At 67.2% G+C, this 15,552-nt stretch carries 15 protein-coding genes; 8 read left to right on the top strand and 7 right to left on the bottom strand.

Annotated elements, in window-relative coordinates; genetic code table 11:
* The 7 genes from B2W22_RS15565 to B2W22_RS15535 all read left to right on the top strand — a co-directional run.
* The coding region (locus B2W22_RS15565; RefSeq protein ID WP_286938521.1) for an ABC transporter permease at window positions 1-539 on the top strand (539 nt) is incomplete at its 5' end.
* On the top strand, window positions 536-1,537 hold the full coding sequence (locus B2W22_RS15560) for an ABC transporter ATP-binding protein (RefSeq protein ID WP_286938519.1): 1,002 nt from the start codon (window positions 536-538) through the stop codon (window positions 1,535-1,537). The genes B2W22_RS15565 and B2W22_RS15560, both read left to right, overlap by 4 nt.
* Window positions 1,534-2,556, top strand: coding sequence for an ABC transporter ATP-binding protein (locus B2W22_RS15555; RefSeq protein WP_286938518.1), 1,023 nt, complete (start codon window positions 1,534-1,536; stop codon window positions 2,554-2,556). The genes B2W22_RS15560 and B2W22_RS15555 overlap by 4 nt, the downstream gene beginning before the upstream one ends.
* Before the next feature lie 78 nt (window positions 2,557-2,634).
* On the top strand, window positions 2,635-4,290 hold the full coding sequence (locus tag B2W22_RS15550; RefSeq protein WP_286938516.1) for an amidohydrolase: 1,656 nt from the start codon (window positions 2,635-2,637) through the stop codon (window positions 4,288-4,290).
* 1 nt (window position 4,291) lies between these two features.
* Window positions 4,292-5,395, top strand: a complete 1,104-nt coding sequence (locus B2W22_RS15545) for a CobW family GTP-binding protein (RefSeq protein ID WP_175121867.1) — start codon at window positions 4,292-4,294, stop codon at window positions 5,393-5,395.
* 113 nt (window positions 5,396-5,508) lie between these two features.
* Window positions 5,509-5,901 carry a nuclear transport factor 2 family protein gene (locus B2W22_RS15540; RefSeq protein ID WP_175121866.1) on the top strand — a complete coding sequence of 131 codons (393 nt, stop codon included), beginning with the start codon at window positions 5,509-5,511 and terminating at the stop codon, window positions 5,899-5,901.
* An 8-nt stretch (window positions 5,902-5,909) separates the two neighbouring features.
* Entirely contained in the window at window positions 5,910-7,325 is a 1,416-nt protein-coding gene (locus tag B2W22_RS15535; RefSeq protein WP_175121865.1) for an NAD(P)/FAD-dependent oxidoreductase, read from the top strand.
* A gap of 124 nt (window positions 7,326-7,449) precedes the next feature.
* On the opposite strand, the gene B2W22_RS15530 is transcribed toward B2W22_RS15535, so the two are convergent.
* The 7 genes from B2W22_RS15530 to B2W22_RS15500 form a co-directional block, all read right to left on the bottom strand.
* Window positions 7,450-8,994: a PLP-dependent aminotransferase family protein gene (locus B2W22_RS15530; RefSeq protein ID WP_286938513.1), complete on the bottom strand. Its 1,545-nt coding sequence runs from the start codon at window positions 8,992-8,994 to the stop codon at window positions 7,450-7,452.
* A gap of 110 nt (window positions 8,995-9,104) precedes the next feature.
* Window positions 9,105-9,932 carry an ABC transporter permease subunit gene (locus B2W22_RS15525; protein WP_105238604.1) on the bottom strand — a complete coding sequence of 276 codons (828 nt, stop codon included), beginning with the start codon at window positions 9,930-9,932 and terminating at the stop codon, window positions 9,105-9,107.
* Window positions 9,925-10,758 (bottom strand): taurine ABC transporter ATP-binding protein, encoded by an 834-nt coding sequence (locus tag B2W22_RS15520; RefSeq protein WP_175121863.1) that lies wholly within the window; start codon window positions 10,756-10,758, stop codon window positions 9,925-9,927. The genes B2W22_RS15525 and B2W22_RS15520 overlap by 8 nt, the downstream gene beginning before the upstream one ends.
* Before the next feature lie 106 nt (window positions 10,759-10,864).
* Complete coding sequence (gene tauA / locus B2W22_RS15515; RefSeq protein WP_175121862.1) at window positions 10,865-11,893, bottom strand: taurine ABC transporter substrate-binding protein; 1,029 nt, start codon at window positions 11,891-11,893, stop codon at window positions 10,865-10,867.
* A 279-nt stretch (window positions 11,894-12,172) separates the two neighbouring features.
* The gene (gene folE / locus B2W22_RS15510) at window positions 12,173-12,718 is read right to left on the bottom strand and encodes a GTP cyclohydrolase I FolE (RefSeq protein ID WP_056316955.1); all 546 of its coding nucleotides are present in this window, start codon (window positions 12,716-12,718) and stop codon (window positions 12,173-12,175) included.
* A 153-nt stretch (window positions 12,719-12,871) separates the two neighbouring features.
* The gene (locus B2W22_RS15505) at window positions 12,872-13,528 is read right to left on the bottom strand and encodes a response regulator (RefSeq protein WP_175121861.1); all 657 of its coding nucleotides are present in this window, start codon (window positions 13,526-13,528) and stop codon (window positions 12,872-12,874) included.
* Window positions 13,525-14,949, bottom strand: coding sequence for a cache domain-containing protein (locus B2W22_RS15500; protein WP_175121860.1), 1,425 nt, complete (start codon window positions 14,947-14,949; stop codon window positions 13,525-13,527). The genes B2W22_RS15505 and B2W22_RS15500 overlap by 4 nt, the downstream gene beginning before the upstream one ends.
* Before the next feature lie 313 nt (window positions 14,950-15,262).
* Between B2W22_RS15500 and B2W22_RS15495 the strand changes: the two genes are divergently transcribed.
* Window positions 15,263-15,552: carbon starvation CstA family protein (locus tag B2W22_RS15495; protein ID WP_286938510.1), on the top strand; the 290-nt coding region annotated here is incomplete at its 3' end.

Genomic DNA, 15,552 nt, shown 5'->3' with positions numbered 1-15,552 from the left:
CGGGCTATTACGGCGGCTGGGTCGACGAGACCCTGATGCGCATCACCGAGTTCTTCCAGGTGCTGCCCACCTTGCTCTTTGCGATGGTGCTGGTGACGCTGTTCAGCCCGTCGCTCGCCACCATCGCAGTCGCCATCGGCGTGGTGAGCTGGACGGGAACCGCGCGGCTGGCGCGCGGCGAGTTCCTGCGGCTCAAGCGGCGTGAGTATGTCCTTGCCGAGCGCGTGATCGGCGCCGGAGACGCGCGCATCATCTGGCGAGTCATCCTGCCAAACGCATTGGCGCCGCTGATCGTGTCGGCCACGCTGGCCATCGGCACGGCGATCCTGTTCGAGGCAGGGCTGTCGTTTCTGGGCCTGGGCGATCCCAATGTGATGAGCTGGGGCTTGATGATCGGCAGCAACCGCCCCTACATCCTGACCGCATGGTGGGCGGTGACGCTGCCCGGCGCAGCCATCTTCCTGACCGTGCTGGCCGTCAGCCTGATTGGCGACGGTCTGAACGACGCGCTCAATCCAACGTCGCGAGGCCGGGCATGAACGCCGCCGAAATGGCCCCCGTGCTGGAAGTGGACGGCCTGAGCCTGGAATTCCGCACGCGCGGACGGGCGGCCGAAGTGCTGAGCGACGTGAGCTTCGACCTGCGTCCCGGCGAAACGCTGTGCCTGGTCGGAGAATCCGGCTGCGGCAAGAGCATGACGGCGCTGGCCATCATGCGGCTGATTCCGCCGCTGGCGCGCGTGGGCGCGGGCCACGTGCGCCTGCGCGGCGCCGACCTCGCGATGCACGATGACGAGGCGATGCGCCGGGTGCGGGGCAACAACATTTCGATGATCTTCCAGGAGCCGATGACTGCGCTCAATCCGGTGTACACGGTGGGCGACCAGATCGGCGAGCCGCTGCGCCTGCATCAAGGACTGTCCAAGCGCGACGCACGCGAGCGCGCCATCGAGATGCTCAAGTCCGTGGGCATCCCGTTGCCGGAGCGCCGCGTGGACGATTATCCGCACCAGCTTTCCGGCGGCATGCGGCAGCGGGTGATGATCGCGATTGCGTTGGCCTGCGACCCGGACGTGCTCATCGCCGACGAGCCCACCACCGCGTTGGACGTGACGGTGCAGGCGCAGATCTTCGACCTGTTGCGCGAGCAGCAGGCGCGCCGCGGCACCGCCGTGCTGCTGATCACGCACGACATGGGCGCGGTGTCCGAGATGGCGGACCGCGTGGTGGTGATGTACGGCGGGCGGGTGGTGGAGCAGGGCAGCGTCGGCCAGATCCTGGCGCAGCCGCGCCATCCGTACACGCAGGGCCTGATCGCCTGCCTGCCCGAACTGGACCGCGAACCCGATGACGAGCGGCCCGACCTGCCCGAGATTCCGGGCGTGGTGCCGTCCGTGTGGGAGCGAGGCGTCGGCTGCCCGTTCGTTGACCGCTGCAACCGCGCCATGGCGCGTTGCAGCCGCGAGTTTCCGCCCATGACCGTGCTGGATGGGGGTCAGGGCGTGTCGTGTTGGCTTTATCCGGAGGCATCGCAATGAGCCAGGCGCAATCGTCATCCCTGTTGTCGGTGCGCGACCTGTCGGTGCATTTTCCGGTGGGCGGGCGCGGACGCGATGGCAAGCCGGTGGTGGTGCGGGCGGTGGACGGCGTGTCGTTCGACCTGGAGCGCGGCCGCACGCTGGCCATCGTGGGCGAGTCGGGTTCGGGCAAGACCACCACGGCGCTGTCGGTGCTGCGGCTGGCGGACCCCACCGGCGGCAGCATCCATTTCGACGGCAGCGATCTGACCGCGATGCGCGGTTCGGCGCTGCGGCGGATGCGGCGGCGCCTGCAGCTGGTGTTCCAGGATCCGTACTCGTCGCTCAATCCGCGCCAGCGCGCCGAGGAGATCGTGCGCACGCCGCTGGACCTGATGGGCATCGATCCGCCCGGCGGCCGCGAGGCGCGCGTGGCGCTGATGTTCGAACTGGTGGGGCTGCGGCCCGAACAGCGGCAACTGTTTCCGCACCAGTTTTCCGGCGGGCAGCGCCAGCGGCTGAATATCGCGCGGGCGCTGGCCAGCGCGCCGGACCTGATCGTCTGCGATGAGCCTGTGTCGGCGCTGGACATCGCGATCCGCGCGCAGATCCTGAATCTGCTGCGGCGCATCCAGCGCGAACAGGGGCAGTCGTTTCTTTTCATCTCGCACGACATGGCGGTGGTGGAGCACGTGTGCGACGACATCGCCGTGATGTATCTGGGCAAGATCATCGAGCGGGCCTCGCGGCGGGCGTTTTTCTCGCGGCCGCTGCATCCGTACAGCGTGGCGCTGATGTCTGCCGTACCGACCGTCAAGGGCGGCCGCGAAACGGCGGCGCGGCGCGTCAGGCTGACCGGCGATCCACCCAGCCCGGTCAATCCGCCGCCCGGCTGCCGCTTCGCGGGGCGATGTCCGGCCGCGCAAGCGCTGTGTTCCGCCCGTGAACCTGAATTGCGCGAGGTGGCGCCGGCGCATCACGTGGCCTGCCATTTTGTCGAGACGCGCGATGGCGTGACGGTGTCGCCGTTGCAAGACTGACGGGCGTGCTGATGTGCGTGTCCCGATGTGCGTGTCCCGATGTGGGCGTACCGATCTTCAGACTGACAAGGAACCCCGATGACTCAGCCTTCCGGCTCTACGACGCTTTATGTCGCCCGATCCATCCTGACCATGAACCCCGCGCAGCCGCGCGCCACGCACGTTGCCGTGCGCGATGGCCGCATTCTTGGCGTGGGCAGCCGGGAGGATCTGGCCGGCTGGGGGCCGGCAGAAGTCGATGACCGGTTCGCGGACAGCGTGCTGATGCCGGGCCTCGTGGAAGGCCATTGCCATCTGCCCGAGGGCGGCATGTGGAAGTTCGTCTACGTGGGCTTTTACGACCGGCGCGGTCCGGACGGCAAGCTCTGGTCCGGCCTGAAAAGCTTCGCGGAAGTGGCGGCGCGGCTTCGGGATGCCGAGGGCGCGCTGGCGCAGGACGAGACGCTGATCGGCTGGGGCTTCGATCCCATCTTCTTCGGCGGCGACCGCATGAGCATTCATGACCTGGACGCCGTGTCGGCGCAGCGGCCCATCGTGGTCATGCACGCCAGCATGCACCTCATGAACGTCAACTCGCCCATGCTGGCTCGGGCGGGCATCGATCGCGACACGGACAACGAGGGCGTGACGCGGCTCGGTGATGGAAGACCCAGCGGCGAGCTCTGCGAATTTGCGGCCATGTTCCCGGTCATGCGGCTGATCGGCAGCCCGTTCCGCACGGTTGGCCTGACGGAAGAAGGGCTGCGGATGTTCGGCAAGGTGGCGCAGTGGGGCGGCGTGACCACCGCGACGGACCTGGTCAATGAGTTGAATGATGAAGGCCTGGCGACGCTGGCGCGGGTGACGGGTGAGCTGGATTATCCGGTGCGCATCGTGCCCGCGGCCTCGGCGCTGACCTACGCGGGCAACGCGGCGGGCTGCCTGGAAAAGCTGGCGGCCGCGCGGCGGCTGAATCACGGCAAGCTGCATCTGGGCATGGTGAAGCTGGTGGTCGATGGATCGATCCAGGGCTTCACGGCACGCGTGCGCTGGCCCGGCTATTTCAACGGGGCGCCCAACGGCATCTGGGTCATCGCGCCGTCCGAACTGGATGCGATGGTGCAGACCTATCACGACGCCGGCGCGCAGCTTCACATCCACACCAACGGCGACGAGGCCACGCAGCTTGCGATTGAAGCCGTGGACCGCGCGTTGCAGCGCACGCCGCGGCGCGACCATCGCCACACGTTGCAGCATTGCCAGATGGCCGACGCCGCCCAGTTCCGCCGGATGGCGAGCCTGGGCATGTGCGTGAATCTCTTTGCCAATCACATCTACTATTGGGGCGACGCGCACTACGCGCTGACGATGGGACCGGATCGCGCCAACCGCATGGACGCCTGCGCGTCGGCGGCGCGCGCAGGGGTGCCGTATGCCATCCATTCCGATGCGCCCATCACGCCGCTTGGGCCGCTGTTCACGGCATGGTGCGCGGTGAACCGGCAGACGGCCTCGGGCCGCGTGCTGGGCGAGTCCGAGCGCATCGGCGTCGACGCCGCCCTGCACGCTATCACGCTGGGCGCCGCGTATACGCTGCATATGGACCATCTGGTGGGCTCGATCGAGGTCGGCAAGTACGCGGACTTCTGCGTGCTGGCGGACGATCCGTCCGAGGCCGCGCCGGAATCCTTGAAAGACCTGAAGGTGCTGGGCACGGTCATCGGCGGGCGTCCGCTGCCGCTGCGGGAGGCCTGACGTGGCGCGCATTCCGCTGACGGTGGTGGGCGGCTTTCTGGGTGCGGGCAAGACCACCTTGCTGAATCATGTGCTGACCGCCAGCGCGCGCCGCGCGGCGGTGCTGGTCAATGACTTCGGGCCCGTGGACATCGACGCGGGCCTTATCGCGGATCGCGCCGACAACGTGATCCGGCTGGCCAACGGTTGCGTCTGCTGCTCGATGGCGGGCGGAATGGATGATGCGCTGGCGCGTGTGCTGGCGCTGGATCCGTTGCCCGAATGGATTGTCATCGAGGCGAGTGGCGTATCTGATCCCGGTCGCATCGCGCAGGTGGGGATGGCCGATCCGCTGCTGCAACTGGAGAGCGTGGTGGTGCTGGTCGATGCGGGGGCCATCCGCGAGGTGGCGGCGGATCCGCTGTTGGCCGATACGGTGCAGCGGCAGCTTCGCGCGGCGGATTTGCTGGTGTTGAACAAGATCGATCTGGTGGCGCCGGATGCGCTGGCGGCAGTGCAGGATTGGCTGCGCGAGGCTAGCGGCGGCGCGCCCCTGTTGCGGGCGAGCGAGGGGCGGGTGGATTTGGGGGCGTTGATCGGCGTGGGTGAGGGGACGGCAAGCGGGCATGAGGCGGAGCATGGTTGCGGCCATGGCGACAGGCACGGCGATGGTGCTATCTGCGGACACGGCCATGGCGGCCGCGTTGTCGGCGCCCACGGCGACGAGCTCGGCGGCGTTCGCGTGGGCGGACACATGCCGCGCCACGTCGACCCGTCCGATCCCGCCCATCCGTTCCAAAGCGGGCTATGGCGAGCCCCCGCGTTACTGGACGCCGACATGCTCGCCGAGCGCCTGAAGCAGCTGCCCCGCGACGTGCTGCGCGCCAAGGGCTGGGTCCGCACCAGCCGCCACGGTTGGGTGCTGGTGCAATTCGCGGGACGGCGCGTGCGCTTTGACACGCAGGCGCGCGCGCCGGCTGATCAATGCGAACCCTCGCTGGTCGTGATTGGTATGCGCGGCGTCACCAACATGCCGGCAATCGCGACGCTTCTGGACCGGGCTGCGCTGCACGACATCAACGTCGACGTCGCACTGGACGCGGCCCACGCCGTGCCGCTGCGCTAGTTCTGGTGCAAGCGATTCCCCGCGTCTGGTCCTATCCGCGCGCATGCCGCGCACGTACCTTGAGGGTTCAGCGTGGACGCATCTCGCGCCGCGCCAGCGAAGGAGGGTAGGCAATGCAACAGACCGTCACCGTGGAAATGCTGGCCGAGTTTGCGGCCGCCTGGAACCGGCACGATATCGACGCCCTGATGTCATTCATGAGCGAAGACTGCGTGTTCGAGACCGTCGGCGGCCCCGAACAGTACGGCAGCCGCCATGCCGGCCCGGAAGCGGTGCGCGCGGCCTTTGCCGCGGCCTGGAAGAACTTCCCGGACGCGCAATGGGAGAACGGCCGCCACTGGGTGGCCGGCGATCGCGGCGTCTCCGAGTCCACGTTCCGCGGCACGGCGGCGGACGGCTCGCGGGTGGAGGCCGACATGGTCGACGTGTTCACGTTCAAGGACGGCAAGATCCAGGTGAAGAACGCGTTCCGCAAGCAGCGTCCCGCCTTGCCGGCACGTGCATAGCCGCCATCATGGATACGCAAATGTCGGCCGGCATCTCCCGCCCGGCGCCCGCGTCCGGCGCCGCCATCAACGCCTACAACCCCGCCTACGATCCGCTGGTGTCGCCGCCCGGACAGGGCCAGGACTACGCGCCCACCTACTGGGTCGCGACGGCCGGCGCACCGCCCGAGGACGACGGGCCGATCCGCAGCGACATCGACGCTGATGTGGTGATTGTCGGCTCCGGCTTCACGGGCTTGTCGGCGGCGCTGGCGCTGGCACGCGATTTTGGCGTGAAGGCCGTCGTGCTGGAGGCCAATCGCGCGGTGTGGGGGTGCACCAGCCGCAATGGCGGCCAGGGGCAGAATGCGTCGGGCCGCCTGTACCGCTCGCAGTGGATCGAACGCTGGGGGCTGGACACGGCCAAACGCCTGGACGCGGAGATCCGCGAAGGCTTCGAGTATTGGAAGAGCCTGGTCGCGCAGGTGGACTGCGACGCGCAGCCCGGCGGCCATCTGTACACGGCGCATCGCCAGAAGAAGATGGCCTTCCTGCAGAACGAAGCGCGCGTGATGCGCGACGTCTTCGGTTACGACACCAAGATGCTCAGCCGCGCCGAATTGCACGAACGGTATGTGGATGATCGCGAGGCGGTGGGCGCCATGCACGAGCCCGACGGTGTCGGCGTGCATCCGCTCAAGCTTGCGTACGGTTATCTGCGGCAGGCGCGGGCGCTGGGCGTGCGCATCCATCCGTCCAGCCCCGTGCTGGGCTGGCGCGTGGAAAACGGCATGTACCGGCTGCAAACCCCCGGCGGCACGGTGCGTGCCCGGCGCGTGGCCTTCGCCACCGGCGGCTACACCGCGCAGGGCGTCAACCGGCTGCTGGACAACCGCATCATGCCGGTGCTGTCCAATTCGATGGTCACGCGGGTGCTGTCGGCCGAGGAACGCGAGGCGGCGGGGTTGAAAAGCACGGTGTTCATCACCGACACGCGCACGCTGCGCTTCTACTACCGCCTGCTGCCCGATGGCCGCATGCAAATCGGCAGCCGAAGCGCGCTGCGCGGTGCAGACGCCGAAAACCCGCGCCACCTTGCGCTGCTGCGCGAGGGACTCGCCCGCAAGTTCCCGGCGCTGCGCGGTGTGGACGTGGCGTATTCGTGGTGGGGCTGGGTAGACGTCAGCCACGACATGATGCCGCGCGTCACGCAACCGGACCCGGCGCAGCAGGTGTATTACGCCTTCGGCTATGGCGGCAACGGGGTGGCGTTTTCGGCGCATGCCGGCAGGCGGCTGGCGCAGCGGATGATGGGCAAGGATGGGATCGCGTGGAACCTGCCGATCTACGACACGCCGCTACCGGGACACCTGTTCGCCCCGTTCCGCCGGATCGGGCAGGGGTTGTTGTATCGCTGGTATTACCTGCGGGACGAGTTGCTGTAGCAGTACGCGGGCCTCTGGCACCTTCAAGACTTGTAGGACTGATTGAGGTGTCAGACACCCCGTCAAAACGTAGGACTGATTCAGGTGTCAGACACCCCGTCAAAACGTAGGACTGATTCGGGTGTCAGACACCGTCCAGCACGAGATCCTGCGCCACGCGCCGCTGGGCGTCGACCACCTTTGCCAGCCGCGCGATACCCGGTTCGATATGCTCCGGCCGGATCGACGTAAACCCCACGCGCAGGAAGTTCCGCGGCGCGTTGGCGCCGTCCATGAAGAACACATCCCCCGGTTCGACCACGACGCCTTCGGCCAGCGCGGCTTCGGACAGCGCCACCGCATTGAGCCACGGCGGACCCTGCAGCCAGCACGATGACGAACCGGTGATCGGAATGGCCGTGAAGTCCGGCAGGTGCCGCGCCAACGCCTGCGCCAGTTCGGCGCCGCGCTTCTGGTAAGCCTGCGACTGGCGGCGCAGCAGTGAATGGTGATGCCCCAGCGAGATGAACAGCGAGAACGCGCGCTGGATGTACGCGGACGGGTGACGCAGCATCAGGCGGCGCAGCGCGCGCAGCTCGGCGGCCAGCTCGCGCGGCGCGACGATGTAGCCGATGCGCAGGCCCGGCGCGAAGGACTTGGCCAGGCTGCCCACGTAGATCACGCGGCCGTCCCGGTCCAGGCTTTTCAGCGCGGGGATCGCGCCTTCGCCCCAGCGGCTTTCGCTTTCGAAGTCGTCTTCGATGATGAGGCTGTCGGCCTGCCGCGCCATTGCCAGCAGGGAGGCGCGGCGCTCCATGGACAGCGTGACGGTAGTCGGACACTGATGGCCCGGCGTGACGAACAGGTAATCGCATCCGAGCAGTTGCGTCCCCGTGCGCAGGCCCTGTTCGTCCACGGGCAGCGGCAGCAGATGGCGCGTGTGGCTGGCGAAGATGTTGCGCGCGTCCGGATAGCCCGGGTCTTCCATGCCGACCACGGTGTCTTCGTTCACCAGCAGGTCGGCCAGCAGATAAAGCGCGTGCTGCGCGCCGACCGTGATGACGATTTCCTCGGCGTCGGCCCACACGCCGCGGCGCGGCAGCACCTGCGTGCGGATCTGTTCGATGAGCGCGGGGTCGTCGTGCGTGATGAGGTCCGGCGCCCAGCTGCGGATGTCCAGCACCGACAGCGCCTTGATGCAGCATTCGCGCCATTCGGCGGTAGGGAACAGGTCTTGATCGAACTGGCCGTAGACGAAGGGATAGGGCTGTTTCTGCCAGTCGCGGGGCTTGGTGATGTTGCGTTGCCGCGAGGGACGAAAGCGCAGACGCTCTTCCCAGCGCACGCCACCGGTTTCGGGCGCGTCCGCCGGTGAAGCGTCCGTCGCGGGACCCGAGTGGCCTTCCATGACGGTATCGCTGACGAAGTGGCCGCTGCGTTCGCGCGACACGAGATACCCTTCGCACACGAGCTGCTGGTACGCAAACACCACGGTATTGCGCGCGATGCGCAACTGGTCGGCGAGGTAGCGGCTGGACGGCACCGGCATGCCGGGCGGCAGGTGGCCGCTCAGGATGGCCGACACCAGCATCTGGCGCACGCGCCCCTGCAGGCTGAGGTTGGGCGCGCTGGCCTTTTCGAACAGGCGTTCCCACAACACAGGCTTGAGCATCGAGGCCTGGCTGGACATGGCTGGCTCCTTTTGACTGCGGACCTCACGGGCGCCGCGCTGCCGCGCCCGGGGTGTCCGAGTCTCAGAATAAAGGAGCCGGATGGGGGAAGGAATGCGGGATTGCCCTGTCAGATTCGTCCCTTCCACGGAATGGCGAAGCGTTCCAGGTAACGCACCAGCAGGTCGAAGGCGAACGCGAACAGCCCGATCACGATGATGCCCATGATGACCGTGTCGCTGGCCAGGAACTGCGCGGCGTTCAGCACCATGAAGCCCAGACCCCGGTCGGCCGCCACCATCTCGGCGGCGACCAGCGTCGTCCAGCCGACCCCGATACCGATGCGCATGCCCGTGAAGATTTCCGGCATGGCCGCCTTCAGAATGACGTGCCAGACGATCTGGCGGCTGGTCCCTCCCATGGCGTAGGCGGCATGGATCTGTTCGATCGACACCGACCGTACGCCCGCGCGCGCGGCGATCGCCATGGGCGCGAAGATGGCCAGGTAGATCAGCAGGATCTTGGGGAATTCGCCGATGCCGAACCAGATGATGATGAGCGGCAGATAAGCGAGCGGCGGCAGCGGGCGGTAGAACTCGATCGGCGGATCGAAGACGCCGCGCGCGTAGCGGTTCACGCCCATCAGGATGCCGACCGGAATGGCCGTGACACACGCCAGGAAGAACGCGCCGAACACGCGGCCCAGGCTGGCGAGCGCGTGCTCGGTCAGGGTGGAATTGGCCACGCCTTCGGTCATGGCGAAGACAAACTTGTCGTACACCGCGATGGGCGACGGCAGAAACAGCGGCCGCACCCAGCCGGCGCTGGTCACGAGGAACCACAGCGCGATCAGCGCCAGGCTGGTGAGCAGGCTGATGTGGCCGCTGTAGCCCGCGCCCGGCGCCCCGTACACCTTGCCCGGCGCCGCCGGCGTGTGGCCGATGCGGCGCTTAGGCATGGAGGGCGTGCGGGGAGGCGGCGCGCTCGTCCCCGTAGATGATGCCGAGGACTTCTTCTCGCATGGCGATGAAGTCGGGACTGGATTTGATGCCACGGCCATCGCGGGTCTCCAGGTAGCGCCGGTTGAAGGCCGGCTCGAACGTGTGCGTGATCCGACCCGGGCGCGGCGACATGACGATCAGCCGCGATCCCAGGAAGAGCGCTTCTTCCACGCTGTGGGTGATGAAGAAAAACATCTTGTTGGTCTGCCGCCAGATGTCCAGCAGCAGCTCCTGGATGGTTTCCCGGGTCAGCGCGTCCAGCGCGGCCATGGGCTCGTCCATCAGCAGCATGGCGGGGTCGCAGGTCAGCGCGCGCGCGATGCCCACGCGCTGCTGCATGCCGCCCGACAGCTGGTAGATCATGTGCCGGTGAAAGTCCTGCAGGCCCACCAGTTCAAGATTGCGGCGGGCGCGCGCACGGCGGGTCTCCTTGTCCACGCCTTGCAGCTTCAGGCCGAATTCCGTGTTCTCCAGCACGTTCAGCCAGGGCAGCAGGGCGTGCTTCTGGAACACCACGCCGCGGTCGGCGCCCGGCCCGACGATGGGGTTTCCGCCCAGCGTGATCTCGCCCTCGGTCGGCGACAGAAAGCCCGCAAGCAGGCTGAGCAACGTGGTCTTGCCGCAGCCTGATGCTCCCAACGCGACGACGAATTCGCCGGGCTGGATGGTCAGGTTGACGTCGTGCAGCGCGATGACGGGGCCGCTGTCGTGCAGGCCGGGATAGGTGACGCTGACGCCTTCCGCGCACAGGCGCTGCGCGGCGGATGTGGACTGCATGGTCATGCTGTTCCCCCTGATCGTTGTGGCGAGGCCTGCGGCGGCAGGCCTCGTCTTCGCGCTGCGGCCGGCGCCGGGGTGGCGCCGGGCCGGGTCGGACGGGTCGCGTGAATTACTTCGCGGCCGCCTTCGCGTACTGATCCGTCACGAACGGGCTGTAGTCGTCCAGTGCCTTGTCGATCTGCTTCTGATCCTTCAGGAACTTGGCGCTGGCCGCGAAGGCGCGCGCGGCGCCCGAGTCCTTGCCGCCGCCCAGCCAGGTCTTGGAGGCCTGTTCTTCCACGGTCGGGAAGACCAGGAGGCCCAGTGCCTCGACGATGTCCTCGGGCTTGCCGCCAATCAGCTTGACGATGCCCTTGACCTGCGGCGAATCCGCCGTCCACTTGGCGCTGTTGGCGCGATAGTCAGCATAAGACTTGGCCAGCACGCCCGTGAAGGCGGCCATGAACTTCGGGTTCTTCTGCGCCCAGGCCTTGTCCACCACGATGCCGTCGAAGGTCGGCACGCTGGCCGCGCCGATCTGTTCGGAGTCGGCGATGATCTTGCCGGTCTTGGCGATCTCGGTCAGCGCGGGCGGCCAGACGTAGGCGGCGTCGATGTCGCCGCGCTGCCAAGCGGCCACGATCTGCGGCGGCTGCATATTCAGGATGCGCACGTCGCGCGGCGGCACCTTCCAGACCTGCTCAAGCCCGACCAGCAAATGAAAGTGCGACGTCGACACGAACGGCGTGGCAATGCGCTTGCCCTTCAGGTCGGCGGTGCTGTTGATGCCGGAGCCGTTGCGCGCCACCAGCGCTTCGGACTTGCCGATGTTGTCCAGGATCCAGAAGAGCTGCATGTCCACGCCGCGTGTGGCGGCCGAGGTGATCCCGGTCGATCCCAGCACGCCGACCGGCACGTTGCCCGAGGCCAGGGCGGTCGAGATGTCGCCGCCCGAGGTGAACTGGCGCCAGTCCACCTGGTAGCCGGCCTCTTTCAGGGCCTTGTCGAAACTGCCGTCCGCGATGGCGGACAGGAACGGCCCGACGATGAGCTGGTAGCCCACCACGAGTTTGGTCTGCGCGTAGGCGGGCGCAGCCAGTAGCGCGGCGGCCAGGCCGGCCAGGGTGCAGCGGCGAATCAGGCGGTATATCGCGTTCATGGAGATCTCCGGGAGAGAACGGCCGCGCCCCGGCGCGACCGGCTTGCTGGTGCCAGTGTGCCCGGATGGGACCAGAACGCTAGGGCCAGATGTCCGGATCAGTAGGTGCCAAAAGCAACCGGGCCCGCCGGCTGCGCCGCCGATGCCCGAACGGGCATGGTCGTCGCAGCGGGCGGGCCCGCGATATGCGCCAAATGGATGAGATGGCTGGCAAGGTGTCTGACACCCTGCAGAGAGCGCCGTCAGATCACGGCTGTGCCACTAGGTGTCAGACACCGATCAGCGGATCAGGCTGAGAAACTCCGCACGCGTGGACGGGTTTTCGTGGAATTCGCCCAGCATCACCGACGTGACCATGGAGGAATTCTGCTTTTCGACGCCGCGCATCATCATGCACATGTGCTGCGCCTCGATCACGACCGCAACGCCAGCCGCGCCGGTGACGCTTTGCACGGCTTCTGCCACCTGGCGGCTGAGGTTTTCCTGAATCTGCAGGCGGCGCGCGTACATCTCGACGATGCGGGCCACCTTGGACAGGCCCAGCACCTTGCCGGCCGGCAGGTAGGCCACGTGCGCCTTGCCGATGAAGGGCAGCATGTGGTGCTCGCACAGCGAGTACAGCTCGATGTTCTTGACCAGGACGATCTCGCGCGTGTCCGACGTGAACAGCGCGCCGTTGACGATTTCTTCCAGGTTCTGGTCGTAGCCGCGGCACAGGTGGCGCATGGCCTTGGCGGCGCGGGCCGGCGTGTCGGCCAGCCCTTCGCGGGACGGATCTTCCCCTAGTGCTTCGAGAATGGCGGTGTAGTGCTTTTCCAATGACATGGGGACTCCTGGCGGCGCGCCCTCTGGCGCGCGGTGATGCAAAGGGTGATGCGTGGCGTAACGCTGGACGTAATGCGTAGGTGTCGCAAGTCTACCTCAGCGCGGCGGGCGGACCGCGGGCTTACCCGTGGCGTGTGGGGGTATTTCCCGCGTTCAGACGCCCCGGTTTTCGACCGCGTACTTGATGAGTTCGGCCTGTCCGTCGATGCCCAGCTTGCGCTTGATGTTCAGGCGGTGCGTCTCGACGGTGCGCACCGACAATCCCAGCGTCTGCGCGATCTGCTTGTTGGCATGGCCGTCGGCGATGTGGCGGAGCACGTCGCGCTCGCGGTGCGTCAGCAACGTGGCCAGGGCGCTGGCCTGCGACAGCCGCACGGCCGCTGCAGCACTGAAATAGCTGCGGCCGGCCATGACGGCGTCGATGGCGGTGATGATCTCCTGCGCGGGCTCGTCCTTGAGCAGATAGCCGCGGGCGCCGGCCTTGACCGCCTGCACCATGTACTCGGGGTTGTCGTGCATGGACAGCACCAGCACCGCGATCTGCGGATAGCGCTCGTGCAGCAGCGCCGTCAGCTCCAGGCCGCCGACGCCGGGCATGTTCAGGTCCATCAGCGCAAGATGGGGAAGGGTGCCGCCCTGCGGATCCTCAGCCATGCAGGCGGCCAGAAAAGCCTGCGCGGCCGCGGCGTTGCTGGCTTCACCTACTACCCGCAACGTCGGCACGGTTTCAAGGCGCAGGCGCAGGCCGTCGCGCACCAGGGGGTGGTCATCGATCAGCAGAAGGCGGACGGCGTCGGGTTTGTCGATCATGCTTGGGGAGGCGTCGGAAGGGGGCCGCCGGGAGGCGGCAGGGGAAGCCAGGCCTGCAAGGTCGTGCCTTGCGCGGTGGAATGAAAGGTCAGGGTGCCGGACAGCGCGCTCATGCGTTCTCGCATGTTGCGCAGGCCGATGCCGCGATGCGGGTCCTGCTGGACCTCGGCGTCGTCAAAGCCGCACCCGTCATCGGTGATGGTCAGGCGCAAGTCGCGCGCCGAATACGCCAGCGTCAGATCCGCCCGCGTGGCGCCGGCATGGCGCATGACGTTGGTCAGCGCCTCTTGCGTCACGCGGAACAGCGCCGTCGCGTAGGCGTCAGGCAGCTTCACCGGCTGGCCGACCGTGTGCAGGTCCACCGCCAGCGGCGGGGCGCCGTCCTCGGGGCGGATGGCGAATTCCCGGCCCAGATGCTCCAGCGCGGCGGGCAGGCCCAGGTCATCGAGCAGGGTGGGACGCAGATTGTGCGAAATGCGGCGGACCTCGCCCACCGCCATGTTCAGACGGTCCAGCGCGCCGCCCAGCGGCGTGTCGATGTGCGCAAGCGCGCGCGAATCGTCCGAGTGCGACTGGCGCAGCCGCTCGCGGGCGGCCTCCAGCGACAGTTTTACCGACACCAGCACCTGGCTGATGCCGTCGTGCAGTTCCCGCGACAGGCGGGCGCGCTCGTCTTCCTGCGACCGCACGATCTGGCGCGCCATCAGCCGCAGCTTGGCGTCGGACTGGCGATGGTCGCTGATATTGAGGGCCAGACCACAGGCGGCCACGCCCAGGATGGACACCGCGGCAATACCGGCCACCCACGCGAACATGTCGCGGATATTGGCCTGCGCCGCGGCGTCGATGCGCACCAGGGCCTCTTGCACGTCGTCCAGGTAGATGCCGGTGCCCAGCATCCAGCCCCAGCGTTCCAGCACCACTACGTATCCGAGCTTTTCAACGGTCTGGTTGGTGGACGGTTTTTCCCAGAGGTAATGCACCACCTCGCCTTGCTGCCCGCCGCGCCGGGCGGCCGTCAGCAGGTTCTGGATGACGGCCTGGCCCTTGGTGTCGCGAAGGTTCCAAAGGTCTTGCCCGACCAGCTCGGGCTGGCGCGGATGCATCAGGTTCTTGCCCTGCAGGTCGTAGACGAAAAAGTAGCCGTCGTGCCCGAACTCCATTTGCGCCAGCAGGTCCAGCGCGCGCTGGCGCGTGGCCGCGTCGTCGCCTGCGGCCTGCAGCGGCGCGATGGCGCTGTAAGCCAGGTTCACGTAGTGACGCAGCTCGCCTTCCTTGCTGGCCAGCCAGGCGGTTTCGACCACCTGTTTTTCGCGCTGCGCCAACTGCAATCCCTGCACGTAGACGGCGACCGTGATGGCGGCGACGGCCACCAGCAGCGGGACTGCCGCAAGCAGCAAGATTTTGAGACGCAGCTTCATAAGGATTTGTATCAGGCCGAAGCGAATTTGCTGCGACGCATCAACCGGAAGGGTATCGAGGCGGGAACGCGGAAAGTTCGGAGATTTTACGGTTTCCACGGAAATTTGCTGCGGCGCATGACGTAGTAACACGTAGCTCGCTTGCGTAGTTCCGCGCTTGTTGGCGCGATGGCCAGAGCGCAATACTGGCGCCCGCGTCGACCTGACGCAGCGCGGACGCCTGCGTCCGCCACCCCACAACAATGAGTCTGCCTTCCGCGGGACGAAAAAAGCGTTCACGCCAAGAGCATGGCGGGAGGCAAGAGGAGCACTTATGCACACCAGCAGTAAGGGACTGGGTCAGCACCTGGTCTGGCTGGCGGTTGCGGTACTGGGCGCGTTTGCGCTGGGTACCGTGGCGCTGGCCAGAGGGGAGACCATCAACGCGCTATGGGTGGTGATTGCCGCCGTCTGCGTCTATCTCATCGCCTACCGTTACTACAGCCGCTTCATCGCGCGCAAGGTCTTCCAGCTTGACCCGACGCGCATGACGCCGGCCTGGAAGTACAACGACGGTCTGGACTACGTGCCCACCAACAAGCACGTGCTGTTCGGCCACCACTT

The sequence above is a fragment of the Achromobacter sp. UBA4530 genome, assembly GCF_002388205.1.
Taxonomy (GTDB): Bacteria; Pseudomonadota; Gammaproteobacteria; order Burkholderiales; family Burkholderiaceae_B; genus Achromobacter; species Achromobacter animicus.
Note: the sequence above shows the minus strand (reverse complement) of the source record. Positions and strands in the feature narration are given on the sequence as shown.

Bases quoted from the DNA above. Each gene is read 5' to 3' on its own strand.
- B2W22_RS15560 (WP_286938519.1), top strand. From the start codon at position 536: ATGAACGCCGCCGAAATGGCCCCCGTGCTGGAAGTGGACGGCCTGAGC.
- B2W22_RS15535 (WP_175121865.1), top strand. From the start codon at position 5,910: ATGGATACGCAAATGTCGGCCGGCATCTCCCGCCCGGCGCCCGCGTCC.
- B2W22_RS15555 (WP_286938518.1), top strand. From the start codon at position 1,534: ATGAGCCAGGCGCAATCGTCATCCCTGTTGTCGGTGCGCGACCTGTCG.
- B2W22_RS15520 (WP_175121863.1), bottom strand. From the start codon at position 10,758: ATGACCATGCAGTCCACATCCGCCGCGCAGCGCCTGTGCGCGGAAGGC.
- B2W22_RS15530 (WP_286938513.1), bottom strand. From the start codon at position 8,994: ATGTCCAGCCAGGCCTCGATGCTCAAGCCTGTGTTGTGGGAACGCCTG.
- tauA (WP_175121862.1), bottom strand. From the start codon at position 11,893: ATGAACGCGATATACCGCCTGATTCGCCGCTGCACCCTGGCCGGCCTG.
- B2W22_RS15550 (WP_286938516.1), top strand. From the start codon at position 2,635: ATGACTCAGCCTTCCGGCTCTACGACGCTTTATGTCGCCCGATCCATC.
- B2W22_RS15500 (WP_175121860.1), bottom strand. From the start codon at position 14,949: ATGAAGCTGCGTCTCAAAATCTTGCTGCTTGCGGCAGTCCCGCTGCTG.
- B2W22_RS15525 (WP_105238604.1), bottom strand. From the start codon at position 9,932: ATGCCTAAGCGCCGCATCGGCCACACGCCGGCGGCGCCGGGCAAGGTG.
- B2W22_RS15505 (WP_175121861.1), bottom strand. From the start codon at position 13,528: ATGATCGACAAACCCGACGCCGTCCGCCTTCTGCTGATCGATGACCAC.
- folE (WP_056316955.1), bottom strand. From the start codon at position 12,718: ATGTCATTGGAAAAGCACTACACCGCCATTCTCGAAGCACTAGGGGAA.
- B2W22_RS15540 (WP_175121866.1), top strand. From the start codon at position 5,509: ATGCAACAGACCGTCACCGTGGAAATGCTGGCCGAGTTTGCGGCCGCC.